Source organism: Methylomonas paludis (genome assembly GCF_018734325.1).
Lineage (GTDB): Bacteria > Pseudomonadota > Gammaproteobacteria > Methylococcales > Methylomonadaceae > Methylomonas > Methylomonas paludis.
Window position 1 is genome coordinate 1,793,065 of sequence record NZ_CP073754.1, and the last position, 21,336, is coordinate 1,814,400.

Annotated in this window: 17 protein-coding genes and 2 pseudogenes; 8 read left to right on the plus strand and 11 right to left on the minus strand. The window is 48.6% G+C overall.

The window, feature by feature from the left end; all coding sequences use genetic code 11:
- Positions 1–7 precede the first annotated feature (7 nt).
- Positions 8–565, plus strand: a complete 558-nt coding sequence (locus KEF85_RS08115) for a hypothetical protein (RefSeq protein ID WP_215584837.1) — start codon at positions 8–10, stop codon at positions 563–565.
- A 151-nt stretch (positions 566–716) separates the two neighbouring features.
- On the opposite strand, the gene KEF85_RS08120 is transcribed toward KEF85_RS08115, so the two are convergent.
- Positions 717–1,052: an ArsR/SmtB family transcription factor gene (locus KEF85_RS08120; protein ID WP_215584839.1), complete on the minus strand. Its 336-nt coding sequence runs from the start codon at positions 1,050–1,052 to the stop codon at positions 717–719.
- Positions 1,053–1,164: 112 nt separating this feature from the next.
- On the opposite strand from KEF85_RS08120, the gene KEF85_RS08125 reads away from it, so the two are divergent.
- Positions 1,165–1,914 (plus strand): glucose 1-dehydrogenase, encoded by a 750-nt coding sequence (locus tag KEF85_RS08125; protein ID WP_215584841.1) that lies wholly within the window; start codon positions 1,165–1,167, stop codon positions 1,912–1,914.
- A gap of 831 nt (positions 1,915–2,745) precedes the next feature.
- Here KEF85_RS08125 and KEF85_RS08130 read toward each other — a convergent pair.
- The 7 genes and pseudogenes from KEF85_RS08130 to KEF85_RS08160 form a co-directional block, all read right to left on the minus strand.
- Positions 2,746–3,525 (minus strand): annotated as a pseudogene (locus tag KEF85_RS08130) (IS1380 family transposase); the annotation flags it as partial.
- 274 nt (positions 3,526–3,799) lie between these two features.
- A pseudogene (locus tag KEF85_RS17105) lies at positions 3,800–3,955 on the minus strand (IS1380 family transposase); the annotation flags it as partial.
- 515 nt (positions 3,956–4,470) lie between these two features.
- Positions 4,471–5,142, minus strand: coding sequence for an Lcl domain-containing protein (locus KEF85_RS16925; RefSeq protein ID WP_215584844.1), 672 nt, complete (start codon positions 5,140–5,142; stop codon positions 4,471–4,473).
- A gap of 552 nt (positions 5,143–5,694) precedes the next feature.
- Complete coding sequence (locus KEF85_RS08145) at positions 5,695–6,912, minus strand: MFS transporter (protein WP_215584846.1); 1,218 nt, start codon at positions 6,910–6,912, stop codon at positions 5,695–5,697.
- A gap of 86 nt (positions 6,913–6,998) precedes the next feature.
- On the minus strand, positions 6,999–7,880 hold the full coding sequence (locus KEF85_RS08150; protein WP_246535082.1) for an MlaA family lipoprotein: 882 nt from the start codon (positions 7,878–7,880) through the stop codon (positions 6,999–7,001).
- Positions 7,881–8,019: 139 nt separating this feature from the next.
- Positions 8,020–10,596 (minus strand): magnesium-translocating P-type ATPase, encoded by a 2,577-nt coding sequence (gene mgtA, locus KEF85_RS08155; protein ID WP_215584848.1) that lies wholly within the window; start codon positions 10,594–10,596, stop codon positions 8,020–8,022.
- Between the two features lie 274 nt (positions 10,597–10,870).
- A complete protein-coding gene (locus KEF85_RS08160) occupies positions 10,871–11,605 on the minus strand; it encodes a Crp/Fnr family transcriptional regulator (RefSeq protein WP_215584850.1) in 735 nt (244 codons plus the stop codon).
- 413 nt (positions 11,606–12,018) lie between these two features.
- On the opposite strand from KEF85_RS08160, the gene smbP reads away from it, so the two are divergent.
- A complete protein-coding gene (gene smbP / locus KEF85_RS08165; protein ID WP_215584851.1) occupies positions 12,019–12,336 on the plus strand; it encodes a small metal-binding protein SmbP in 318 nt (105 codons plus the stop codon).
- Positions 12,337–12,387: 51 nt separating this feature from the next.
- Here smbP and hflC read toward each other — a convergent pair whose 3' ends face one another.
- Entirely contained in the window at positions 12,388–13,356 is a 969-nt protein-coding gene (hflC, locus tag KEF85_RS08170) for a protease modulator HflC (protein WP_215584853.1), read from the minus strand.
- Positions 13,353–14,339, minus strand: coding sequence for an FtsH protease activity modulator HflK (gene hflK, locus KEF85_RS08175; protein WP_215584855.1), 987 nt, complete (start codon positions 14,337–14,339; stop codon positions 13,353–13,355). The genes hflC and hflK overlap by 4 nt, the downstream gene beginning before the upstream one ends.
- 589 nt (positions 14,340–14,928) lie before the next feature.
- On the opposite strand from hflK, the gene KEF85_RS08180 reads away from it, so the two are divergent.
- The 4 genes from KEF85_RS08180 (at position 14,929) to KEF85_RS08195 (ending at position 19,269) form a co-directional block, all read left to right on the plus strand.
- Complete coding sequence (locus tag KEF85_RS08180) at positions 14,929–16,110, plus strand: acetate/propionate family kinase (RefSeq protein WP_215584856.1); 1,182 nt, start codon at positions 14,929–14,931, stop codon at positions 16,108–16,110.
- Between the two features lie 10 nt (positions 16,111–16,120).
- Complete coding sequence (locus tag KEF85_RS08185) at positions 16,121–17,014, plus strand: YihY/virulence factor BrkB family protein (RefSeq protein WP_215584858.1); 894 nt, start codon at positions 16,121–16,123, stop codon at positions 17,012–17,014.
- A gap of 22 nt (positions 17,015–17,036) precedes the next feature.
- Positions 17,037–18,059, plus strand: a complete 1,023-nt coding sequence (locus KEF85_RS08190; protein WP_215584860.1) for a class I fructose-bisphosphate aldolase — start codon at positions 17,037–17,039, stop codon at positions 18,057–18,059.
- A gap of 220 nt (positions 18,060–18,279) precedes the next feature.
- A complete protein-coding gene (locus tag KEF85_RS08195; protein WP_215584862.1) occupies positions 18,280–19,269 on the plus strand; it encodes a zinc-dependent alcohol dehydrogenase family protein in 990 nt (329 codons plus the stop codon).
- A 183-nt stretch (positions 19,270–19,452) separates the two neighbouring features.
- Here KEF85_RS08195 and KEF85_RS08200 read toward each other — a convergent pair whose 3' ends face one another.
- Positions 19,453–19,758, minus strand: a complete 306-nt coding sequence (locus tag KEF85_RS08200; protein ID WP_215584864.1) for a hypothetical protein — start codon at positions 19,756–19,758, stop codon at positions 19,453–19,455.
- Positions 19,759–20,959: 1,201 nt separating this feature from the next.
- On the opposite strand from KEF85_RS08200, the gene KEF85_RS08205 reads away from it, so the two are divergent.
- Positions 20,960–21,136 carry a hypothetical protein gene (locus KEF85_RS08205; RefSeq protein ID WP_215584866.1) on the plus strand — a complete coding sequence of 59 codons (177 nt, stop codon included), beginning with the start codon at positions 20,960–20,962 and terminating at the stop codon, positions 21,134–21,136.
- Positions 21,137–21,336: the final 200 nt, after the last annotated feature.

Sequence of the window (21,336 nt, forward strand, 5' to 3'; positions counted from 1 at the left end):
TAATATTATGAAAAACAATAAATTATTGACTTCATTTCATATGAAGTCTAAATCAGTGTTATTGCGCAGTCTGACCTTGAACCTGCTATTGATCCTCCCTGCGGCAACACCGGTTAACGCCATGAGCACTTGGGAGAGTCTGGATTTAATCAAGTCTGGGTGCCCTGCTGGTTCTGAGCAGTATCAAAAACTTAACGCCCTTAAAACTCAAATCAGCCAGGCAGAAACCGTGGATGCAGCGCGAATCATGGCGTTGACCCCCACAAATGCAGCCCTGTCCGCATTGGACAATGCCTATACCTTGCTGCCGTTCAGCGATGAACTGGCAGGTGCAAAAGACCGGCTCAGTGCGGTACGCAGCCGAATTATCCTGGCATCATCCCAAGCACAAGTGGCAGACGAATTTTCCGGTATGTTGCTGGCTGGTCTGGACGACGACAAACAGGCACATGTCAGTGTAGGCAAAACTGGTTGTAACTATTCAACCGGCGAAACTATTGCTATTGTCATAGGATTGATCTTAGGCATAATTCCTGGGCTGATATTACTGGTGGTGTTGTGTTGAATGGTATTGAAAGCTTATTTTTATAGTAGCGTGCCAATCGTATTTTGACGGATACGGCGTGAACGCAGTGATGCGCATCAATCGCAAACCATGCGCCTTCAGAGTCATCACATCATCATAGCGCTTCCGTCAAAGTAATGTTGGGCAACCACTAGTGAGCTTTCTGCTGTTGTGCATAGGCCTCGACAATAGCCTGAATCATAGGACCAAACCGTTCTTTAAGTTCTTCACAGCGTGTGGAGTTGATAAGCTCGACACCCTTGCGTTCGCTGCGGATCAGACCGGCCTCGCGCAAAATGCGGAAGTGTTGGGATAATGTTGATTTAGGCAGTATTTCTTTTTGGATGTTTAAAAAGGTTGAACAATTCTTGGCGCATTCTGATTTGGCTAGATTGGCGAATATTTCTATACGCACCGGGTCAGAAAAAGCATGCAGTATGCCTTCGACCGTAATTTCTTCGATGTTCGGATGAAAAACCTTTCTCATGCTAATTATATTAGCATAGTTTAACAGCATTGTTTAATAGTTCCATAATACCGAACAAATGAATAATTGAATTCATTTTGGCAAGATTACTGTTAACTTTAGAGGATTAGTCATGAACAAACTTTCTGGAAAAATTGCGGTTATTACTGGTGGTAATAGTGGTATTGGCTTGGCAACAGCCAAATTATTTGTCAAAGAGGGGGCTAAAGTCGTTATTACCGGCCGCAGGCAAGAGGAACTTGATGCCGCCGTGGCATCAATTGGTGGCAGCGTTGTTGGTGTGCGAGGTGATGTTGCCAATCTAGCAGATCTTGATCGGCTTTATGCCGAAGTTAAAGCCAAGTTTGGAAATATTGACATCCTGTTTGCTAATGCCGGCATAGCAGAGTTATCGCCTATAGACGCGGTTACTGAAGAGCATTTTGACAAAACCTTTGGCATTAACGTCAAAGGCTTGCTGTTTACGGTGCAGAAGGCTTTGCCGTTATTGGTGGATGGCGGTTCGGTGATCCTGAACTCGTCAATAGCAAATACAGTGGGCATGGACGGCTTTGGAGTTTATTCTGCGACCAAAGCTGCCGTCCGTTCTTTTGCCCGCACTTGGACGACTGAATTAAAGGCCCGTAGCATTCGGGTCAACGTGGTCAGTCCCGGCCCGGTTGAAACACCAATATTTGACAAAATGGGCTTGTCAGTCGAACAAATTGCAGCATTTGGGACAAATATAGCAACTCAAGTGCCTTTAGGCCGCTTTGGCCGTCCTGAGGAAATCGCCCAAGCGGTACTATTCTTGGCATCATCCGACAGCAGTTATATCGCTGGCGTGGATTTGTATGTCGATGGCGGCATGGTCGCCGTTTAATTTAATAACACCATCAGTTGCTTAAACAAAAAGCTATTCCAAATTGGCCGTATATACTAGGGAAATCTGGTGACAAGTGCCCGAACAAAAAAAACAGCCACTATCAAGAATTTGTCATTTGCAAAATAACCATTTTGATAAAAGATATTAATGTTCAATGGCTTGTAAATATGACAGTATTTTCCCTCAAGTCTATCGCTGATTTCTTATAGCCATGAAGCTTGGAGTGAGGTGGCTTTATTAGTCATGCCTGAATTGCTACATAGTTCATTGCCAACGAGATAAACATGAAATGCGAAAAAAGGCTATTCGCAGCAACAATGCTGCTCAGTCCGCAACCATGGGAGGATGTCTATCAATCATCCAGCTACAATAAGTATCTTCACTGCTATTATCAATTCCTGTGGCGGAGTGGTTCAGGACTATAGCTTTGATAGCGGAGTATTCGCACACACTGACTCATGCGGATTTTGGTAGCGGCGGAACCGTAAACTGGTGGGCTGGACGTGCGTTTGTGCATTATTTAGACACCATCAATTATAATCACTCCATGCATTGGTCTTTGCCGACTCCGCCTATAGCGGACAAGAAAATTATTAAAGGGTTAAATTGTTCCTGAATCCGTGACTTCAGTTGTTGCAATGAAATTCATCTGTGCTCATTTAAAAAATAGCCGTCAATTTGTTCAATTTCCAGAGGGAAAATAGTTTGGCCATTCCATTCGTGGGTATTTTCCGGCAATTATTGGCTGAATATGCGTCATTTATTTTCTGTTGGCAAGTCTCCGCCCGCGGCGGCAGGTGTCGCCGGTATTAACTGGGTGGATTTGGATTAGCTGGCGGCTAATTTAGCATAGGTAGCCTCGAAAGCCTTAAAGCCAGTGCAGGCAGCGGAAAACCGCAGTTTCAGGCGGCGGCCGGTTCGGATGACCCTCGCAGCTAGGTACATGAGTTCCTGCATAACCGTTTTGATGCGCCGCCGTTTGGCAGGGTGTCTAACGGGACTGATGTCGCCGAGTAAGCCTATCAGGCCGATCCAGCGCAAAATGTTGTAGCTGTAGGCGCTCAAGGTCATAATCAGATCGTTGGTGGCAAATTTGCCGGACGGCAAGCGCTCAATGTCCAGATCAGTTTTGAATTCACTGTGAAATTGTTCGGCAGTGGCATGATCCCGGTACAGGGCGATGATGTGGGCGTCATCGTAGTGCGATTGATCCAGGGAAGTCCACCAACCTTCGATTTCGATGTCGGGTATCAACAGCATTTGGCCGCTGGCCGTGGTGGTGCGTTCGGTGATTTGCATGACGCGGCGGAAGCGATAGGTTTTATCGCTACGGGTCTGTTGCTCTTCCACGCTGAACAGCGCAACGCGCTTGCCTTCTCGTGGACTTGTCCATTGACCTTTTTGTTCGGCTTGCGCTAACCAGGTTTCAACGTCTTGTTTGCGCGGATTCCATTTCACAATGAAATCGACTTGCTCGTCACCGCTCAGCCAGATGCGGGTATCCAGTGCATCATGACCGCTATCCAGGCGTACCAGCAATGGCTTATCGGTCAGACGTTTGGCGGCAGGAATGACGCGTTCCAGGGTATATTGAAATTCGGATTGGCTCAGTGAGTCGCTATTTTTGCGAAAGCTTGTTTAGGGGCATCCCAGCCCCAACAAGCGGCAAAAATTACGCGACCGCTAATGCCTCCGGCGGCCCCGATTCGTCCTCCTCACCTCGTTCCGACCCAACAAGGGGATCGGAACTTCGGCTCCAAGTGACTTGACGGCGTTTCGCGATGCCTTGCAGGTTTTCTCCACTTCGCTTCGAAAACCCGCCCGGCGCTACGCCTATCGGGGACTAAAAATCTTCGCTCCACTTACGTTCCGCTTCCAAGATTTTCAGCGAATGCTGTTTGCCCACTCTGAGTTCATTGGTCAAACACCAGCCTTCGTTACCCAAATAAGCGGCTATCGGTGCGTAACCGTCATAGCCTTTGTAGGTTCTGGAGATGCCTTCCTTGCGGGTCTTCTCGTTATTCATGGGGTAGACATCCATATCCAGTGCCACATGGCCGGTTTTTAAGGGGGTGACGGGGACTTGTGCCTCAACCATGAAGTCGATATTGCTGTTATAGACAATGGGCAATAATGCTTCGGCTTGCTCATCCAGGCGCTGTCTGAGGCGTGCGGTTGAAGGCACTTGCTTAATTGATAGGGATGATTTGAAATACAAGTCGTGACGATAGTTTTCAATGGCTTCAAAGTCGCTTTTCCCTAAGCATAAGGTCCCCATATAGGATTTGATAATGTCGCTGTGCGCTATGCCGTGCCGCAGTGGTATACCGCTTTTCAGCGCTTGATTAAGTTTGCCGTATTGGTTTAGGCATAAACCCACTAAGGCTAACCCAGAATGGCTGGTATAAATTTCCGTTTCGGATTGTTCAAGGATAAAATGTTCCATGGCTCACTCAATGGGTGAAATTATATTGAGCCTATTTTATCAAATTATGCCTTTTAAATCATTCGGATAGAGGAATTCTTGTGATTTAAAGTCACGGATTCAGGTTGTTAAAAAGCCCGAATAGCACGCACCCCAAACTCATTGCCCTTATCGACGTTGGAGTACTGGAAGCCATTGTTGAAGTTCTGATACCACGCATAGTTTTGGTCGTACTCGGTAGAACTCCAATAGCTATTGTTGTAGTTAACAAAACCACCTACAACTTTACTTTCCTGATATAACCATTTCAACTCTTGTTTTGAAGGTAAGTACCAGTCACCATAACAGCTTTCTGTTGTTGAACCCGAACAAGCCGTGATGCCATCGTCATGAATGCTGTAATTTGCAGCCAATAGTGCGGCAAAATTAGCGAGCGGAGCATCGCGGATTTGAGTGGCTACTTCTATAGTGGTATTCATAGCACCTGCAAACAGTCCATCACCTGAAGTGCCGACAATACCAAAATTTCCATTATTCCATGGTGCTGAGCCTTGGTCGGCCCTTGCCGCGATTAAACCGTGTTGACCATCAGCAGAAACGTAAAATATGATCCCTCCCTGATAAGAGTCACCTTTTTTATGAATGGTGACCCCTATACCCGCAGGGCCTTGTATACCCTGAGTGCCGCGAGGCCCTGCTGGGCCTTGTACGCCTTGAGGGCCACGAGGACCAGCCGGGCCTTGAGAACCTGTTGTAACTGCTTGAGCAGTAGTAATAAATAGCGTTACTAATGCCAGCATTTCAGTGAGTCGCTATTTTTGCGAAAGCTTGTTTAGGGGCATCCCAGCCCCAACAAGCGGCAAAAATTACGCGACCGCTAATGCCTCCGGCGGCCCCGATTCGTCCTCCTCACCTCGTTCCGACCCAACAAGGGGATCGGAACTTCGGCTCCAAGTGACTTGACGGCGTTTCGCGATGCCTTGCAGGTTTTCTCCGCTTCGCTTCGAAAACCCGCCCGGCGCTACGCCTATCGGGGACTAAAAATCTTCGCTCCACTTACGTTCCGCTTCCAAGATTTTCAGCGGAAGCAATTGTTAGTGGTTTTAGAGTTTTGTTTAACATAATCAAACGCTTTTATTTATAAGATGGGGTCTTGACGCAATAATTAGGCACTATGCTTCTTGGGCATTATCCAAGATTATACGGGTAAAGATGCGTAGCGCAAAATGCACTTAATTCCAATTGTCAATAAGCTATTAAAGGCCTTTACTGTGATCTTTATCCCGTTAGGCCCTTACAAAAAGCGATTTTGTGGTCCATATCCAAGCAACTGTAGCCACTGGCCCGGGTGTTTATTGCAATTGCCCAAGTTCCAATCGCCTCAGCTTTGGCGCCAGTTTTGCCGTTGCACCCACCACGATCAAGGTCATTGTGCCGCCAAAAATCACCGAAGGTACCAGCCCCATCAGACGTGCAGCGATGCCGGATTCAAAAGCACCCAACTCATTAGACGAGCCGATAAAGATGCCGCTGATCGCAGAAACCCTGCCGCGCATGGCATCCGGAGTGGCTAGTTGCAAGATAGTGCTGCGCAACACCACGGATACACCGTCGAACACGCCTGACAATATCAAGAGTAAACCGGCAAGCCAAAAATTCACAGACAGGGCAAAGCAGATCATGCTAATACCAAAACCGGCCACTGCCGCCAGCAACCACTTGCCGGTATGGCGGTGGATGGGATTACGGGCCATATACAGCCCGGTCATCACCGCACCAATGGCCGGAGCAGCGCGGAGTATGCCCAGTCCTTCCGGGCCGTAATGATAGACATCATGAATGAAAGCCGGCAGCAAAGACACGGCACCGCCAAACAGTACTGCAAACATGTCCAGAGATTGCGCGCCCAGGATGATTTGATTGCTGAATACAAACCGGAAACCCTGGCCGATACTGGTGGCGATGGATTCGCTGATCTCGGATTTGGGGATTTTAACGCGTATACTTAGCAATGCAGTGGCCGAACCTAAACATAAGCCAGCCGCCACACCATAGGCCGAGATTTTACCGGCCCAAGCAACCAGTATCCCGCCCAAGGCCGGCCCTACCACCAAGCCAAACTGAAATACTGAAGTGGCAAATCCCGCTGCTCTTGCATACCGGTCACGGGCTACCACTAAAGCAAACATGGCGCTGAAGGTGGGGCCAAAAAATGCTCTGGCCAGACCAGTCAAGCCAATAGAGCCATATATCCACCATAAAATATTATCGCCTAGCCAGCCTGCCGAGATGGCGGCCAGGGTCAGCGCATTACCAAACAGCAGCAGACAGGCCACTACGCCAAACAATCGGCGGGAATAATGATCTATCGCATACCCGGCAAACAAAGCTGAACAGAAATAAGCAATCGCCTCGGTCAAACCGATCAGACCCAGGGCCAGTGTGTCATGAGTCAGTTCGTAGATGTGCCAGCCAACTACCGTAGCGATGATCTGGTAGGCCAATACTATCAGGATACGAAACGATAATAGCTTATAAAAGTTGCCATTCGAGTGGCCGGATATTTGCATATTTAAAGGTTAAATAAAACGGCACGAAGCAGGAAAGCAACTGTCGTGCAAATCAATTGCAGTGTTAGCGCCAACCTATCCGAGCATCAATGCTTTTTCTGAATAGGCAGTACATCAACCGTGGCTTTTTTCCCGGTGGCTGGAGCACTGTTGGGTGCATTACTTGGCGTTTTATTCAGGGCGCTATCAATGTCGTCGGAACTGAGCGGATCGTCGCTGGTTTCTTCTTTACCGTCTTCGATCAAATACTGGCGATGCTGCAAATAAGAATTTTTGATAAATTCATAGCGGTTGCCGTTGCTGCCTTCCTCCATCACTTTTTCGGCAGGAATCAGGTCGGCGCGCTTGCCGGTGGCATTGACCACACCCGCCCCTGTGGAAACCATAGACCCGGTAAAGCCGCCAAAAATAGAAAAATAGGTGAGTGGATTCATAAACGCATCGCCGATTAAACCGATGGTATCACGTGGATTACTAGGACCCAGTACTGGCAATACCATGTACGGCCCGGATGGAACACCCCAGACGCCTAAACTTTGGCCAAAATCTTCGTTGTGTTTGGGCAAGTCTAAAGAACTAGCCACATCAAACAGGCCAGCCACACCCACTGTGGAGTTTATTATAAAGCGACTAACATCCATACCACCATGCAAAAATTTTAATTGTAAAAAATCATTGATACTGACATCGATGTCGTTAATATTGCTGAAAAAATTGCGTACACCTGTATCTATGGTGGCGTTGGTAACATTGACATAAGCTTCGGCTACCGGCTTGAAAATGTGTTTGTCCAAACTGTCGTTCACCGACTGGGTGCTCTTATTCCAGCTTTCCCAAGGATCAGAATTTTTGGTTTGTTTAACCGGCTGGCTGGAGCAGGCACTTAATAATAAAAACGCTGATAAGTTAGCTGCGTACAGGGCGGGAGTAAAACAGGTTTTTTGCCTAACCATGCCAGATTTAGTCATGTTGATTGAGTTGGCTCGCAATGCCTTTAAAATTTAGAAATACCCGGTTTAAGCCCCAGGGCTGGGAAGTGTTACATTAGGAGCCTATCCAATAATAGAAAACCTACCCTCGCTACGGCTTCTATTCTCGGACAAGCTCCTAGCTGATGTTAGGATGTTTTAACCGGTACCAACGATAAAAACCCATTTTGGCCAGTTCAACAATAGCCAGATAAACCACCACCATAATCGCCAGAATGACATAAAACCGGGCCGGTGGCGGTACAAAACCGAAATAGGCTCCCACCGGTGTAAAAGGTAGCGCGGCAGCAATGGCCACTATAGTCAACGAGGTCGCCACCAGAATCGGGTGAGCGCGACTTTTAAACGGATTACCTCGAGTACGGAGGATAAAAATCACCAGAACCTGAGTACACAGCGATTCCACAAACCAACCGGTCTGGAACAGGGTTTCATCAGCTTTTAGTACGGTCAGCATAACATAGAAGGTCAAGAAATCGAACACCGAACTGATAGGCCCTATCACCAGCATAAAATTCCGGATAAAATTCATATCCAGCACTCGGGGGCGGCGCAAGTCTTCGGTATCCACTTTATCCAGTGGAATAGGCACTTCGGACAAATCGTAAAGAATATTGTTGAGCAAAATCTGAGTAGGCAGCATGGGTAAAAACGGCAGAAATAATGCGGCCCCAGCCATGCTGAACATATTGCCGAAATTTGAGCTGGTACCCATCATGATGTATTTCATGATGTTGCCGAAGGTGCGCCGGCCTTCCAGTACCCCCTCATACAAGACATTTAAATCCTGATCCAGCAAAATCATGTCGGCAGCTTCCTTGGCCACATCCACCGCCGAATCCACCGACAGGCCAATATCGGCAGAATGCAGAGAAGGGGCATCATTGATGCCGTCGCCCAGATAGCCTACAACGTGACCACGGGCTTTCAGGGCCAGAATTACCCGGTCTTTCTGCGAAGGGTTAACCCGGCAAAACAGATTGGCCGTTTCCACCCTGGCGCGTAGAGCGTAATCGTCCATTTGTTCAATTTCTTTGCCGGTGAGGATACCTTGCACCGGGATATTAAGCTGGGTGCAGACATGCTGGGTAACCAGTTCGCTGTCGCCGGTGACTATTTTGACGCTGACGCCGCTGTCCTGCAAGGCTGCCAATGCGGCACCGGCACTGGCTTTGGGTGGATCTAGAAAACCGGCAAAACCAGTAAACACCAGCTCTGCTTCGTCACCGATTACTGCATGAGGATGATCGGCCGGCACTTCCCGCCAGGCAATGCCCAATACCCGAAAGCCCTCGGATTCCAGGGCAATGTGTTGGGCATGAATACGCGCACGGGCTGTTTTGTCCAATGGCAACGAATTACCTTGATCTTCGTAATGGGTACACAAGGTAATGATTTCTTCAGATGCGCCTTTCACGATCAGCAGCCGGCCATTGCCTTTGTCCAGTAACACAGAGACCCGGCGACGTTCGAAATCGAAAGGTACTTCGTCAATTTTTTGCCAGGCGCTGATGTCGAAACTGGTATGAGCCAGGATAGCTTCATCCAGTGGACTTTTTAAGCCAGATTCGAAAAAACTATTTAAATAAGCCAGTTCCAGCACCCGTGGGCTGGGGTTGCCTTGCGGGTCGATATGTTGTTCCAGGTGAATTCTGGCTTCGGTCAAGGTACCGGTTTTGTCGGTACACAGCACATCCATCGAGCCCAGGTTCTGGATGGAAGCCAGCCGTTTGACGATGACCCGTTTACGAGCCATGTGGATAGCGCCGCGTGATAGCGTGACAGAAACCACCATCGGTAACAGCTCCGGTGTCAGACCCACTGCCAGCGCTACCGCAAACATGAATGATTCCAACCAAGGTTTGCCTAACCAGGCATTGACTAGCAAAACAAATAACACCAACAAAATGGTCAAACGCATGATCAGCAAACCGAATCGCTGGGTGCCAACTTCAAAAGCGGTGGGTGGAGCGCGGCGAGTCAGGCTGTCGGCAATGGCGCCGATAGCGGTAGTAGCCCCGGTTTTTACTACCCGCATCCGGGCGCTGCCGCTAATTACAGTAGTACCCATAAATACGGCGTTAGTGGCATCCTGGATATCATCGGCGCTAGCGGCCAGCGAACCCGGATGTTTTTCCACCGGATAGGATTCGCCAGTCAGCAGAGATTGCTTGATGAATAAGTCACGAGCAATCAATACCAAACCGTCTGCCGGAATCATGTCGCCGGCTGACAGCGTCACCAGATCGCCGGGTACTACCTGAGTGACTGGAATTTCGATAGATTTACCATCGCGGATTACTGTGGCGCGAATGGAAACCGACTGGCGCAGGCTTTCAGCGGCTTTGCCGGCGTTGTGTTCCTGCACAAAATCCAGCGTTACACTCAGGATCACCATGACAAAGATGATGACAAAATTAGTCAGTTCGCCGGTTAATGCCGAGATGGCACTGGCTACCAGCAACAGTAATACCAGCGGGTTTTTAAAGCGGGCCAGAAATTGCAGCAACAGCAGCTGTTTTTTGTGATCGCGTAACTGATTGGCGCCAAATTTAGTCAGGCGCTGGGCGGCTTCGTTTTGGCTCAGGCCGTCAGCATCCCCGGCCAGTGCTGCCTGCGCATCGAGCGGACTTAACCACCAAGCCGGATTTTGTGGTGTGGGAGGCGCTTTGGCTCGGAAAATCGATTTATTCATGGTTGTTTTTGAATTCACTGTGCGGCAATCAGGAAGGTCATACGGCCAAGGTCTGATAGTGATTCTTCAACATTAATGCCTTGGCTTTGAATGTTAAATGTTAACGGGGGAATACGATAAGGTCTGTACGGCATGACACATAACATGACCAGCCCTGGTTTTGGACCAGATGACGGTAAAACACAGCAAAACACAGTACAAAAGATTTGTGTTTAACCTATAAAAAATATTAAATATATTACATTAGTTATTGTTTTATAGTGAAAAGTTAGAATCAAGCCGCGCTGGCTTTAACTGTGGGTAAATAGGCCAGCAGTCGATCCGATTCGGCTTTGACCACTTGGTAACATTCACAGACTCTGTGCTCAATGCCAGGACGATCACTCACCAGAATGTGACCGCGGCTGTATTCGATCAGACCGGCGCGCTGCAGATTTCCAGCGGCTTCGGTAACGCCCTCCCGGCGCACACCCAGCATATTGGCGATCAATTCCTGAGTCATGTTCAATTTGTTGGAGTCCAGGCGATCCAGACTCAGCAACAGCCAGCGGCATAGCTGCTGATCGACGCTATGATGACGGTTGCAGACTGCGGTTTGGGCCATTTGGGTAATCAGGGCCTGAGTGTAACGCAGTAACAGGTGCAGCATGACGCCGTAGCGGTTAAATTCTCTCATCACCTGCTGGACCTTGATGCGATAGGCATAGCCGGCGCTTTGCACGACGGCCCGGTTGGGCATGGTGTCGCCGCCCATGAACAGGGCGACACCGATAATGCCGTCATTGCCGACTACGGCGATTTCCGCAGAAGCGCCGTTTTCCAGCACATATAATAGTGAAACGATGCAGGTGGTAGGGAAATAGGCATAGCGTAATTGTCCGCCGGATTCGTATACCACCTGGCCCAAAGCCATATCAACCCGTTCCAGAAACGGTAAGAGTCGGTCAAATTCTGCCGCCGGAAGTGAATCGAGCAGGTGGTTTTTTCTTTGGCTATCAAGATCAGTCATAGTTTTATATATAGAGTTTAATAGTCGGATTCAATCGATTTAGCTGGGCTGTCAATAAAGTTTAAAAGCTTATCCAACGCCTGCTCTGTGCGGTACACCACATAAGCTAATGTCATCATATCAGCTTTACCAATAAGGCAAACTAATTTCATTAAAATACAAGATGTTATTGCTGATTTATCAGTTGAAGAAAGACTGCGGATTAACGCTTATTTGTCGAAACAGCAGGGAGTTTATATGTGTTGCAGCGTACCGATTTAAGGGCAAATTCCTGATAAGGTCGTGCCGAAGTACTGGAAAAACCCAGTCCTTTTTCATAGCTGAACCGGCTGTGACAAAACCCGCCACGGCCTATGCCTCAATTCGCATAGCCGACGGCCACCATTATTAGAAATATTTAACAGGAAAACCAAATGTCAAACACTAATAAAACCAGCTTAGGCTATTATGCCGGCATGGTATTAATGCTGTGCTCATTTACAGCTTTTGCCACAGACAGCCATATTGGCCAGGCTATTAAACACGCTGAATCAGCCGCCAATGCTGCCGATGCCAAATCGATCGCTGAACATGCTGAGCTGGCCAAAGCCCATGTTAAAACTGCCAATGAACATCTGGATGCCGGTGCTAAAAGTCTGGATGAAGCTATAGAACACGGTAAGCTGGGGCATACAGACTTGGCTAAAAAAGCTGCCGAAGCGGCAGTGGTGCATTTGAAAGCGGCACAATAATTATGGTTTAGCCTCGATGACCCTGGGTTCATCGAGGCTATCTTGGGCTATTTAATGGGCTTTGGCTTCAACTCGCTTGAGTAATCCGAACAAATCGCTGTTGGTAGACAATACCAGCACAGTATCGGCAGTTATAACTTTGCGATATGTCTCCATGCTTTTCAGAAAACGATAAAATTCGCTGGCTTCCGGCCTTTGGGCATAGGCGGCAGCGTAAATTTCCGTGGCTTTGGCATCAGCTTCACCTTGAATATCCTGTACCTGTTTGTAAGCAGTTGACTCTATCTGGTTAATATCCCTATCTTTGTTACCGATAATGCGCGCTGCCGCTCCCTCGCCTTCCGAACGAAACCGCTCAGCAATCTGCAAACGCTCACTAATCATGCGCTGATAGATGCGCTCCAGTACCTGTTGATTGTAATTGATGCGTTTAAAGCGGACATCCAGCAATTCAATACCAAACTCAGCCAGTTTCGGCACTGCCGCGGTAATCACATCCTGGGCGATAATATTGCGGCCATCGCGGATAGGCCGCAACACACCGAGCGTGCCTTCGCCGGTGATAGGCCCGGTGAGACTGACATCCTGCAACGGCACCCGGTTTTTGTCGGTGCGCACCACTTCGATCAGTTCATGCCGGGCAATTGCGGTGCGGGTTTCGCTGCCTAAAATATCTTCCAGCCGGGATTGTGCGCTACGTTCATCATGCAAACGCAGGTAATAACGCAAAGGATCGGCTATCCGCCAGCGGGCAAAAGTATCAACTTGCACATAGGTGCGATCTTTGGTGGACATTTCCACCAAAGGCCCATCCCAGGCCAGATAGCGTTTGTCAAAGCTATTAATCTGCTGGATAAAGGGCAGTTTGAAATGCAGACCGGCGCTGGTGACCGGTTCGCCCACCGGACTACCGAACTGAGTAATCACGACTTGCTCAGTCTGATTTACTGTATAGCTGGAAAAAACCGCTATTGCCAGTGCCGCGATGAGGGCCAAACCCGTTTTTTCAAATAAAGTCATTTCGCTACCTCAAGTAATTTAGCCGGAACAGCCAGCATGGGCATGATTTGTTGGACGGTATCATCAACAATAATCTGTTGTTTGGCTTGCGGCAGCACTGCGGCCATGGTTTCCAGATATAGCCGGGTGCGGGTGACATCGGGTGATTTTAAATATTGGGTTAAAACCTGATTAAATGCGGTCACATCACCTTCGGCTTCGTTAATACGTTTATACCGGTAGCCTTCAGCGGCCCGGATTTTTTGGTCGGCTTCCCCGCGTACCCGTGGTACCGCTTTGTTATATTCGCCATTGGCCAGATTGATCGAATTTTCCCTATCCTGCTGGGCTCGGTTGACCTCATTAAAAGAGGGTTGTACCGGTTCGGGCGGATTGACGTTTTTTAATTGCACCTGATTGATACTGATGCCCAGTTGATAACGGCTGGCCAGCTCGGTGAGTCTGAGCAACACCGCTTCTTCTATCTCCTGGCGGCCGATGGTAATAATTTCATCGACGGTGCGGTCGCCTATGACTTCGCGCATCACGGCTTCAGACAGGTCACGCAAGGTCTGGGCCGGTTGGCGCACGTCAAACAGATATTGTTCAGGATTGCTGATCCGATACTGCACCACCCATTCCACCAGGGCAGAATTAAGATCACCGGTGACCATTGATTTTTCCAGATCCGGCTCTTCACTGATTTGATCAGGATTGGTAAAACCCGGTGTGGCAAAGCCGAATTCCAGTTTTTGCTGGCGTTTGCTGGGCACGATGATCACGCTGTCTATGCCGAACGGGGCTTTGGCATGTAAACCTGACGGGACTTTTTCTATGTATTTACCAAATCTCAGCACGATGCCCTCTGATTCTGCCGGAATGGTATAAAAAGCCATCATAACGCCGATAAAAAACACTAAAACGGCGATAGTTAATACTAATACCGAGGCTGATAGCGGAAAAGCTGCCGGGATGCGACTTAAAATGATTTTCGGGTCTTTCATAGCTAAGCTCCTGTTTATCAATGGCTATGTTAGCTTTGATAGTTGATTTTGGTGCAAGTGGTATAGGACATTGTTGAATCTCACTGACCCTGCTTTGATTTAGGGCTACGCTGCGAAGCCCTCGATTCCACTGCGTTACATCGAGGCTACGGGTCGTGATGATGCAGGCTATCGTTGCCCTTTGCGCAGGGTGTTTTTGCGATGGCTATACACCAAACACCCGCGAAGTTTTGGTGGCTAGCCTGGCGGCGAAGCCACCCTATATGGTGGTCGCTGCGAAGCCCTCGATTCCACTGCGTTACATCGAGGCTACGGGTCATGTTAAATAGTCGTTTTTCTAGCTGTAAACGACACAAAACAGCAAATCTGGCCAGCACTGCTGCTGAGCCGCCATTGTTTGCGTAATCTCCGCCAAAGTCTGTTCGATAACGTACACAGCGCCGGCATAGAAGGTTGACTGATGTGCGCTACCGTACTGATCTATTCCATATTTGCTTGTATTGTCTAAAACTGTGCTGAATCCAGCCCTTGGCTGCCGGTCTGCTACTAAAGTTGAGCCTTTCACCATCCAGTCACCCCGAGGTCATTCATGAAACAGCGTAATCCAGGCATCCTGGCGATAAACGGCGGCTCGTCGAGCATCAAATTTGCCGTGTATGAAAATACTGCCGCTTTGCCGCTGAGAATATACGGCGAGATTGTCAATATAGGGCAGAGCGGTACGCATCTGAGTTTTAATGATGATGGCAGCAAACCGGATCGGACTTTAAGTCTGGCCCACACTGATTATGCAGCTGCAGTCGATTTTTTATTTAACTGGCTGGCAAAACAGCCAGAATTTGCCGATGTGAAGTTGGTCGGGCAGAGGGTAGTGCACGGCATGCAACGCACAGAACCGGCTTGGGTGACGGCAAGCCTGCTGGATGAGTTAAAGGGCATCATCAGTTTTGCGCCGCAACATCTGCCTCATGAAATTGGCATGATGGAGACGCTGGCGCTACGCTATCCCAACTTGCCGCAACTGGCCTGTTTCGATACGGCGTTTCATCATGATATGCCTAATGTCGCCAAGTGGCTGGCCATTCCCAGGCGTTATCAGGCTCTGGGTGTGCAACGTTATGGATTTCAAGGTTTAAGTTACAGTTATTTGTTAAACGCGCTGGGACAGCTGGGTGATCCAGCCGCCACTCAGGGCCGGGTGATCTTGGCGTATCTGGGCAGCAGCACCAGTCTGGCAGCGGTATTGAACGGCCATAGTATTGATACCAGCATGGGGTTTACGCCGGCTTCCGGCGTGATGATGAGTACCTGTTCCGGCGATCTGGACCCTGGGGTAATGACTTATCTGGCCCATAGCGAAAAAATCAGTATCGCGCAATTTAATCAGATGATTAATTGTGAATCGGGTTTGCTGGGAGTTTCGGAATTAAGCCCGGATATCCGGGATTTGCTGGCTGACCAGGCCACGGATGAGCGGGCCGCAGAGGCCGTGGCGCTATATTGTTATCAGGTGAAAAAGTGTATCGGTGGATTGGCTGCGGCTCTGGGCGGTCTGGACACACTGGTGTTCTCTGGCGGTATTGGGACTAATGAGGCGCAGATTCGGGCTGGAATTTGCCAGGGCTTGGCTTTTCTGGGTATTGAACTGGATTATGCGCGTAATAGCAGATCGGCAGCGCTGCTTTCTGCCGAGCAGAGTCGGGTTAGAGTACGGGTGATAGCCGCTGACCCCACCTTGAGTATCGCCCGTGCCGTGAGACGCTGCACATGAGTAGGTTGCTGTGAGCTTGCCGAAGCACAAGACCCTGGCCTGGCAATACCTGGCGGCTACCGGCCGCCAGGTATTGCAGTTGACCGCTCAGGCAATTACAAGGTTCCGCCATATCAATGCCATGCAGACGGCAGGCGCATTTGCCTATTTTGCCCTATTTTCATTATTGCCCTTAATTTTGCTTAGCCTAACCTGTGCTTCTTTGTTTATTGACCGGGAACAGGCGGCAACCATGCTGATTGCCTATCTGCACAGCTATGTGCCGCTGGATGGCGATATGCGCTCTGATATTTTTAATACGGTCAATGCGGTGGTCAAAGCCCGCGGCCCGGCCAGCCTGACCGCGATCCTGATGCTGGTGTGGGCAGTCATGCAGTTTTTCAGCACCTTGATTAATGTCACCCGTCAGGCCTGGGATGACAGCAGTGCTCAATGGTGGCGGTTATCGTTGGAAAGCCTGATCTTTATGGGCATTATGCTGGTGGTGCTGGCGCTGGGTGTAAGTTTGCCGCTGTTGGTGGATGTACTGGCGAATTGGCTGCTGACCGATACTGACTGGAATGCCTGGCTTTATCCGCTGCTGGGTGAACTGATTTCAGCACTGCTGGTGTTTGGTAGTTTGAGTTTGTTTTATCAGCTGGCTCCGGCCCAGCCCACCAAATTTGCTCAGGTGTGGATTGCTGCATTTTGCACCACATTGCTGTTTCATCTGGCCGGCATCTTGTTTGTGGGTTATCTACGGGTATTTGGCAATTTAAACCCGGTTTATGGCGCCTTTAGTGCGGTAATGGCTTTATTGCTCTGGCTTTATGTGACCGGCTGTATATTTATTTTTGGCGCCTGCCTGTGCGCTGCTCCGGCTCAGCGCCGGGCATCGGCCGGCATAGGATCGCCTGTTTATTAATGAATTGAGGGAGCACCAAATTATGATGCAAATTCTGGCAAATACTGCCCGACTTATGTTAGCCGAAGGCAAAGGCCTGCTGGCGATTGATGAGAGTGTCGCTACCTGCAATAAGCGGTTTGCAGAATTGGGTATAGACCAAACTGAAACTGCGCGGCAGAACTGGCGCGAGCTGATGATTACCACACCTAATCTGTCTGAATGTATCAGCGGGGTGATTCTTTACGACGAAACCATCCGCCAGCATCAGCAGAACCATAGTTCTTTTAGTCAAGCCATCAGCACTGCCGGAATGGTGCCCGGCATTAAAGTGGATACCGGCAGTAAAGCTTTGGCCGGTCATGAGGGCGAACAAGTCAGTGAGGGCCTGGATTGCCTGCGCGAACGCTTGCAGGAATATTCGGCGATGGGCGTGCGCTTCGCCAAATGGCGGGCGGTAATCACGGTGGGCGAACATCTGCCCAGTCTGGCCGGGATTGATGCCAATGCCCACGCGCTGGCGCGTTATGCGGCATTATGTCAGGAGGCGGGCCTGGTGCCGGTGGTCGAACCGGAGGTGTTAATGACCGGCAGCCATAGTCTGGCGCAGTGTCAGGCGGTGACGGAAACCGTGTTGCGTTGCGTGTTCGGGCAATTAGCCCGGCAAGGGGTGGCGCTGGAGGGCATGATACTCAAGGCTAATATGGTGTTGCCGGGTTTAAACTGTGAGCAACAGGCCGGCCTGATGGAAGTGGCGGAGGCGACTCTAAACTGTTTGTTGCGCACGGTGCCGGCTGCCGTACCGGGCATCGCATTTTTGTCCGGCGGTCAGTCCGCGCAATTGGCAACCGCACGTTTGCAGGCTATCAGCAGTCTGGCGCCGATCTGTACCCCGTGGTGTTTGACTTTTTCGTTTGCCAGGGCGATTCAGCAACCGGCTTTGGCCATCTGGGCCGGCCGGCCTGAAAATCGTCTGGCTGCCCAACAGGCTTTGCTGCATCGGGCCAGATGCAATCAGGCGGCACGGCGTCAGGAATATTCGCCGGTGATGGAGACAGCGGCTTAGATTTAAGGTAATTACTCAGCGTAATATTGCATTATCCTGTTTTGAATAAGTCGTTAGCTGCGAATGATGCGCTGCACTGCGTTTAGCACATCCTACATCTGACTGATTTTTGATGGGATATTGGGCTAGTTACGATTTAACTATCATAAGGCGACTTCGCCTTGTCACAATTAATAGACTTCCATAACTATGGGTATGGATATCAATACTGGAGATCATTATGCAGGCGATGGTACTAAACGAGATAGGCACTGCGCTGAAATGGACTGCGTTGCCGGATCGGCAACCGGGGCCGGGGGAAATCAGGCTTAAGGTAAGTGCTTGCGGGGTGTGCCGTACTGATTTGCATGTGGTGGATGGTGAGTTGCCTGATCCGCAAACCCCTATCATTCCAGGCCACGAAGTGGTGGGCAGAATTGATGCTATTGGTAGCGGGGTAGAGGGGCTGCAATTGGGTGAGCGGGTAGGGGTACCGTGGCTGGGGCATAGTTGCGGGGTTTGCTATTATTGCCGGCACCAGCAGGAAAATCTTTGCGATCATCCCTTGTTTAATGGCTACAGCCGGGATGGCGGTTTTGCCTCGGCGATGATAGTGGATGCCCGGTTTGCTTTTCCTTTGGGAGAGCAGGGCGAGGATGCGGCGCTGGCGCCTTTGCTGTGTGCCGGTTTGATCGGCTGGCGGGCGCTAACGCTGGCCGGGCCCGGCAAAAACCTGGGCTTGTATGGGTTTGGGGCAGCTGCGCATATTCTGGCGCAAATTGCTCATGGCCAAGGCCGTTCTGTGTATGCATTTACCCGGCCGGATCAAACTGCCGGCCAGGATTTTGCCCGCAGTTTGGGTGCGGTGTGGGCCGGTAGTTCCGAGCAACTGCCGCCGGTGGCTTTAGATGCCGCCATCATTTTTGCCCCGGTCGGTGCCTTGGTGCCGCTGGCGCTGAAAGCGGTGCGTAAAGGTGGCCGGGTGGTGTGTGCCGGGATACATATGAGTGATATACCCAGCTTTCCTTATGCATTGTTATGGGAAGAGCGACAATTGCTGTCGGTGGCCAATCTTACCCGCCAGGATGGTCTGGATTTTTTTGCGGCGGTGCAGAATCTGGATATTGTTACGCATATTACGACTTATCCGCTGCAACAAGCCAATCTGGCTTTGGCTGATTTGCGTGCCGGTCGATTTGAGGGGGCGGCGGTGTTGATTGCGGAGGCTTGATTGGGGAAAGGTAGAGATGGTGGAGGCGGGGCTATCAGTGTAACCCCGATTTAATGAAGTGAGTGGCGGATTTTAGCTTCCATCCTTGATTCCGTACTGCTGCATCAAGGTTATGGGGCACATTTTGCAAAAAATTAAATCTGACCCCATTTCAAAAAATTAAACCTGACTCCATTTTTTGGATTATTTAGGCTCATATTCACTGGCTATGGCTTTTTCGTGGCTCGCTAAAGCTTCGTGTTTGGCTTTTAATACATTATTGCCTTGATCGCCATACTGCTTTGCCAAGGAGTTTTCATACACCTCTAAACTCCGGTAATACTCGGCGTGCTTTTTAAGAAAATCAGCATTTGCCTTCACGTCTGTTTTTGAAGGTGTGGGGCCAATTGGATGACTCGGTTCAGCCAACACTGGCGCTTCAGCAAATAAAGGGGCTGAAGCAAGACCGATACAAACGGCAATAGCTATTCTAAAAAAATTTTTAATCATATTCATACTCTAATTAGTTAATAAAATGTCTAATATCCATTGGCTGCGATATCAGCTTATTAATGTGTTGCAAACCAAGCCATAGGCTTTTTTGGATATCCACAAGAGGGACAACATATGGTCAAACTAGCTAATCTGCGAGTTTATTATCGCTGCATTTTAAATTATGCTCTGTTCGCTATCACACATTTGTATCGAATTAATACAGGTTGTTTAAACTATAAGCGTAAGCGGTTAACCAACCATTTATTTGGGCTTGGTTTGGATTAATTGAATTGTAGAGGCCTTGGTGCCGCCTAACTCTCTTTTTCAAAAGGTGGGAGCAGGTTGGTTGACTTAAGCTGAGGGTATTTTTTTAATATACCAGGTAATTAGTCGGCGTGAATTTTGCGTAATTTTTTAAATAAGTGGTCAACTTCGAGTGATGCGCTGCACTGCGTTTAGCACATCCTACAAAACACCTGTTTTTTTTATAGAAAAATTTGAATGGCGAGTTATTATAAAACCGGCATAAACTGTTAAAATATATAGATTTTTTAAACATATCAGGTAATTAATTAGTGTAAATTTTGTGTAATTTTTTAAATAAGTAGTCAGCTTCGAGTGATGCGCTGCACTGCGTTTAGCACATCCTACAAACACCTGTTTTTTTATAGAAAAATTTGAATGGCGAGTTATTATAAAACTGGTATAAACTGTTAAAATATATAGATTTTTTTAACATATCAGGTAATTAATTAGTGTAAATTTTGCGTAATTTTTTAAATAAGTGGTCAGCTTCGAGTGATGCGCTGCACTGCGTTTAGCACATCCTACAATTAACTGTTTTTTATGGGAATGCTTGGAGGCTGAATAGTTACCGTTTAAGTTGGATTGCGGGGATGTTAAGCACAATAGAACACTGCTCCTTATTGAGGGCCACCAACTTCATAATGACTAATGGTGTGGGAAAAGTTGAAATGCCCGGATGGTGGATGGTTACCAGCGTAATCTTGATTAAATGAAGTTAATGCGGGCTTGTTAGCCTACATCCTCGATTCCGCGTTGCTGCATCGAGGCTACGGGGTATTTCTGACCTCATTTTTACGGGTATGGTCTTAATGTACGCTAACGTACTGAATTTGCGTCCTATCCATGGTAAATAGTGGTTCGTCGCTGTAAATTCAGCTCATTTTCCAAATCATTTATTCGGGAATCCGCTATGGTTATAGATCAAATTAAGGGCGTTAATGAAGTATCCTCAGATGAATCGGAGGAAATCAGCGGAGATATATTGACCGACTGGGAGGTTGATATAGCCGGAAATGTGTATAGAAGTGGTGATAAAATTCGAGAAAACCTGGCTTATCTTAGCGATGAGTTTAAGGAAAGTAGTTAATACTGTACTCAAAAGTACCGAAAATCACTTGTAATTACTCAGCGTAACATTATTGATCCTTTTCTCGATAAGTATTTGGCTGCGAATGATGCGCTGCACTGCGCTCAGAAAATCCTACAAATATCTGTTTTTAATCGGTATATTTGGACGCTGAGTCGTTACAATCACTTATACCCTGATTCAATCAGCTCAACCGGAAT

Excerpts from the sequence above, each read along its gene's own strand:
- KEF85_RS08195 (WP_215584862.1), top strand. The coding sequence starts at position 18,280 with ATGCAGGCGATGGTACTAAACGAGATAGGCACTGCGCTGAAATGGACT.
- hflK (WP_215584855.1), bottom strand. The coding sequence starts at position 14,339 with ATGAAAGACCCGAAAATCATTTTAAGTCGCATCCCGGCAGCTTTTCCG.
- KEF85_RS08160 (WP_215584850.1), bottom strand. The coding sequence starts at position 11,605 with ATGACTGATCTTGATAGCCAAAGAAAAAACCACCTGCTCGATTCACTT.
- smbP (WP_215584851.1), top strand. The coding sequence starts at position 12,019 with ATGTCAAACACTAATAAAACCAGCTTAGGCTATTATGCCGGCATGGTA.
- KEF85_RS16925 (WP_215584844.1), bottom strand. The coding sequence starts at position 5,142 with ATGCTGGCATTAGTAACGCTATTTATTACTACTGCTCAAGCAGTTACA.
- KEF85_RS08205 (WP_215584866.1), top strand. The coding sequence starts at position 20,960 with ATGGTTATAGATCAAATTAAGGGCGTTAATGAAGTATCCTCAGATGAA.
- hflC (WP_215584853.1), bottom strand. The coding sequence starts at position 13,356 with ATGACTTTATTTGAAAAAACGGGTTTGGCCCTCATCGCGGCACTGGCA.
- KEF85_RS08150 (WP_246535082.1), bottom strand. The coding sequence starts at position 7,880 with ATGACTAAATCTGGCATGGTTAGGCAAAAAACCTGTTTTACTCCCGCC.
- KEF85_RS08115 (WP_215584837.1), top strand. The coding sequence starts at position 8 with ATGAAAAACAATAAATTATTGACTTCATTTCATATGAAGTCTAAATCA.
- KEF85_RS08200 (WP_215584864.1), bottom strand. The coding sequence starts at position 19,758 with ATGATTAAAAATTTTTTTAGAATAGCTATTGCCGTTTGTATCGGTCTT.
- mgtA (WP_215584848.1), bottom strand. The coding sequence starts at position 10,596 with ATGAATAAATCGATTTTCCGAGCCAAAGCGCCTCCCACACCACAAAAT.
- KEF85_RS08120 (WP_215584839.1), bottom strand. The coding sequence starts at position 1,052 with ATGAGAAAGGTTTTTCATCCGAACATCGAAGAAATTACGGTCGAAGGC.
- KEF85_RS08125 (WP_215584841.1), top strand. The coding sequence starts at position 1,165 with ATGAACAAACTTTCTGGAAAAATTGCGGTTATTACTGGTGGTAATAGT.
- KEF85_RS08145 (WP_215584846.1), bottom strand. The coding sequence starts at position 6,912 with ATGCAAATATCCGGCCACTCGAATGGCAACTTTTATAAGCTATTATCG.
- KEF85_RS08190 (WP_215584860.1), top strand. The coding sequence starts at position 17,037 with ATGATGCAAATTCTGGCAAATACTGCCCGACTTATGTTAGCCGAAGGC.
- KEF85_RS08180 (WP_215584856.1), top strand. The coding sequence starts at position 14,929 with ATGAAACAGCGTAATCCAGGCATCCTGGCGATAAACGGCGGCTCGTCG.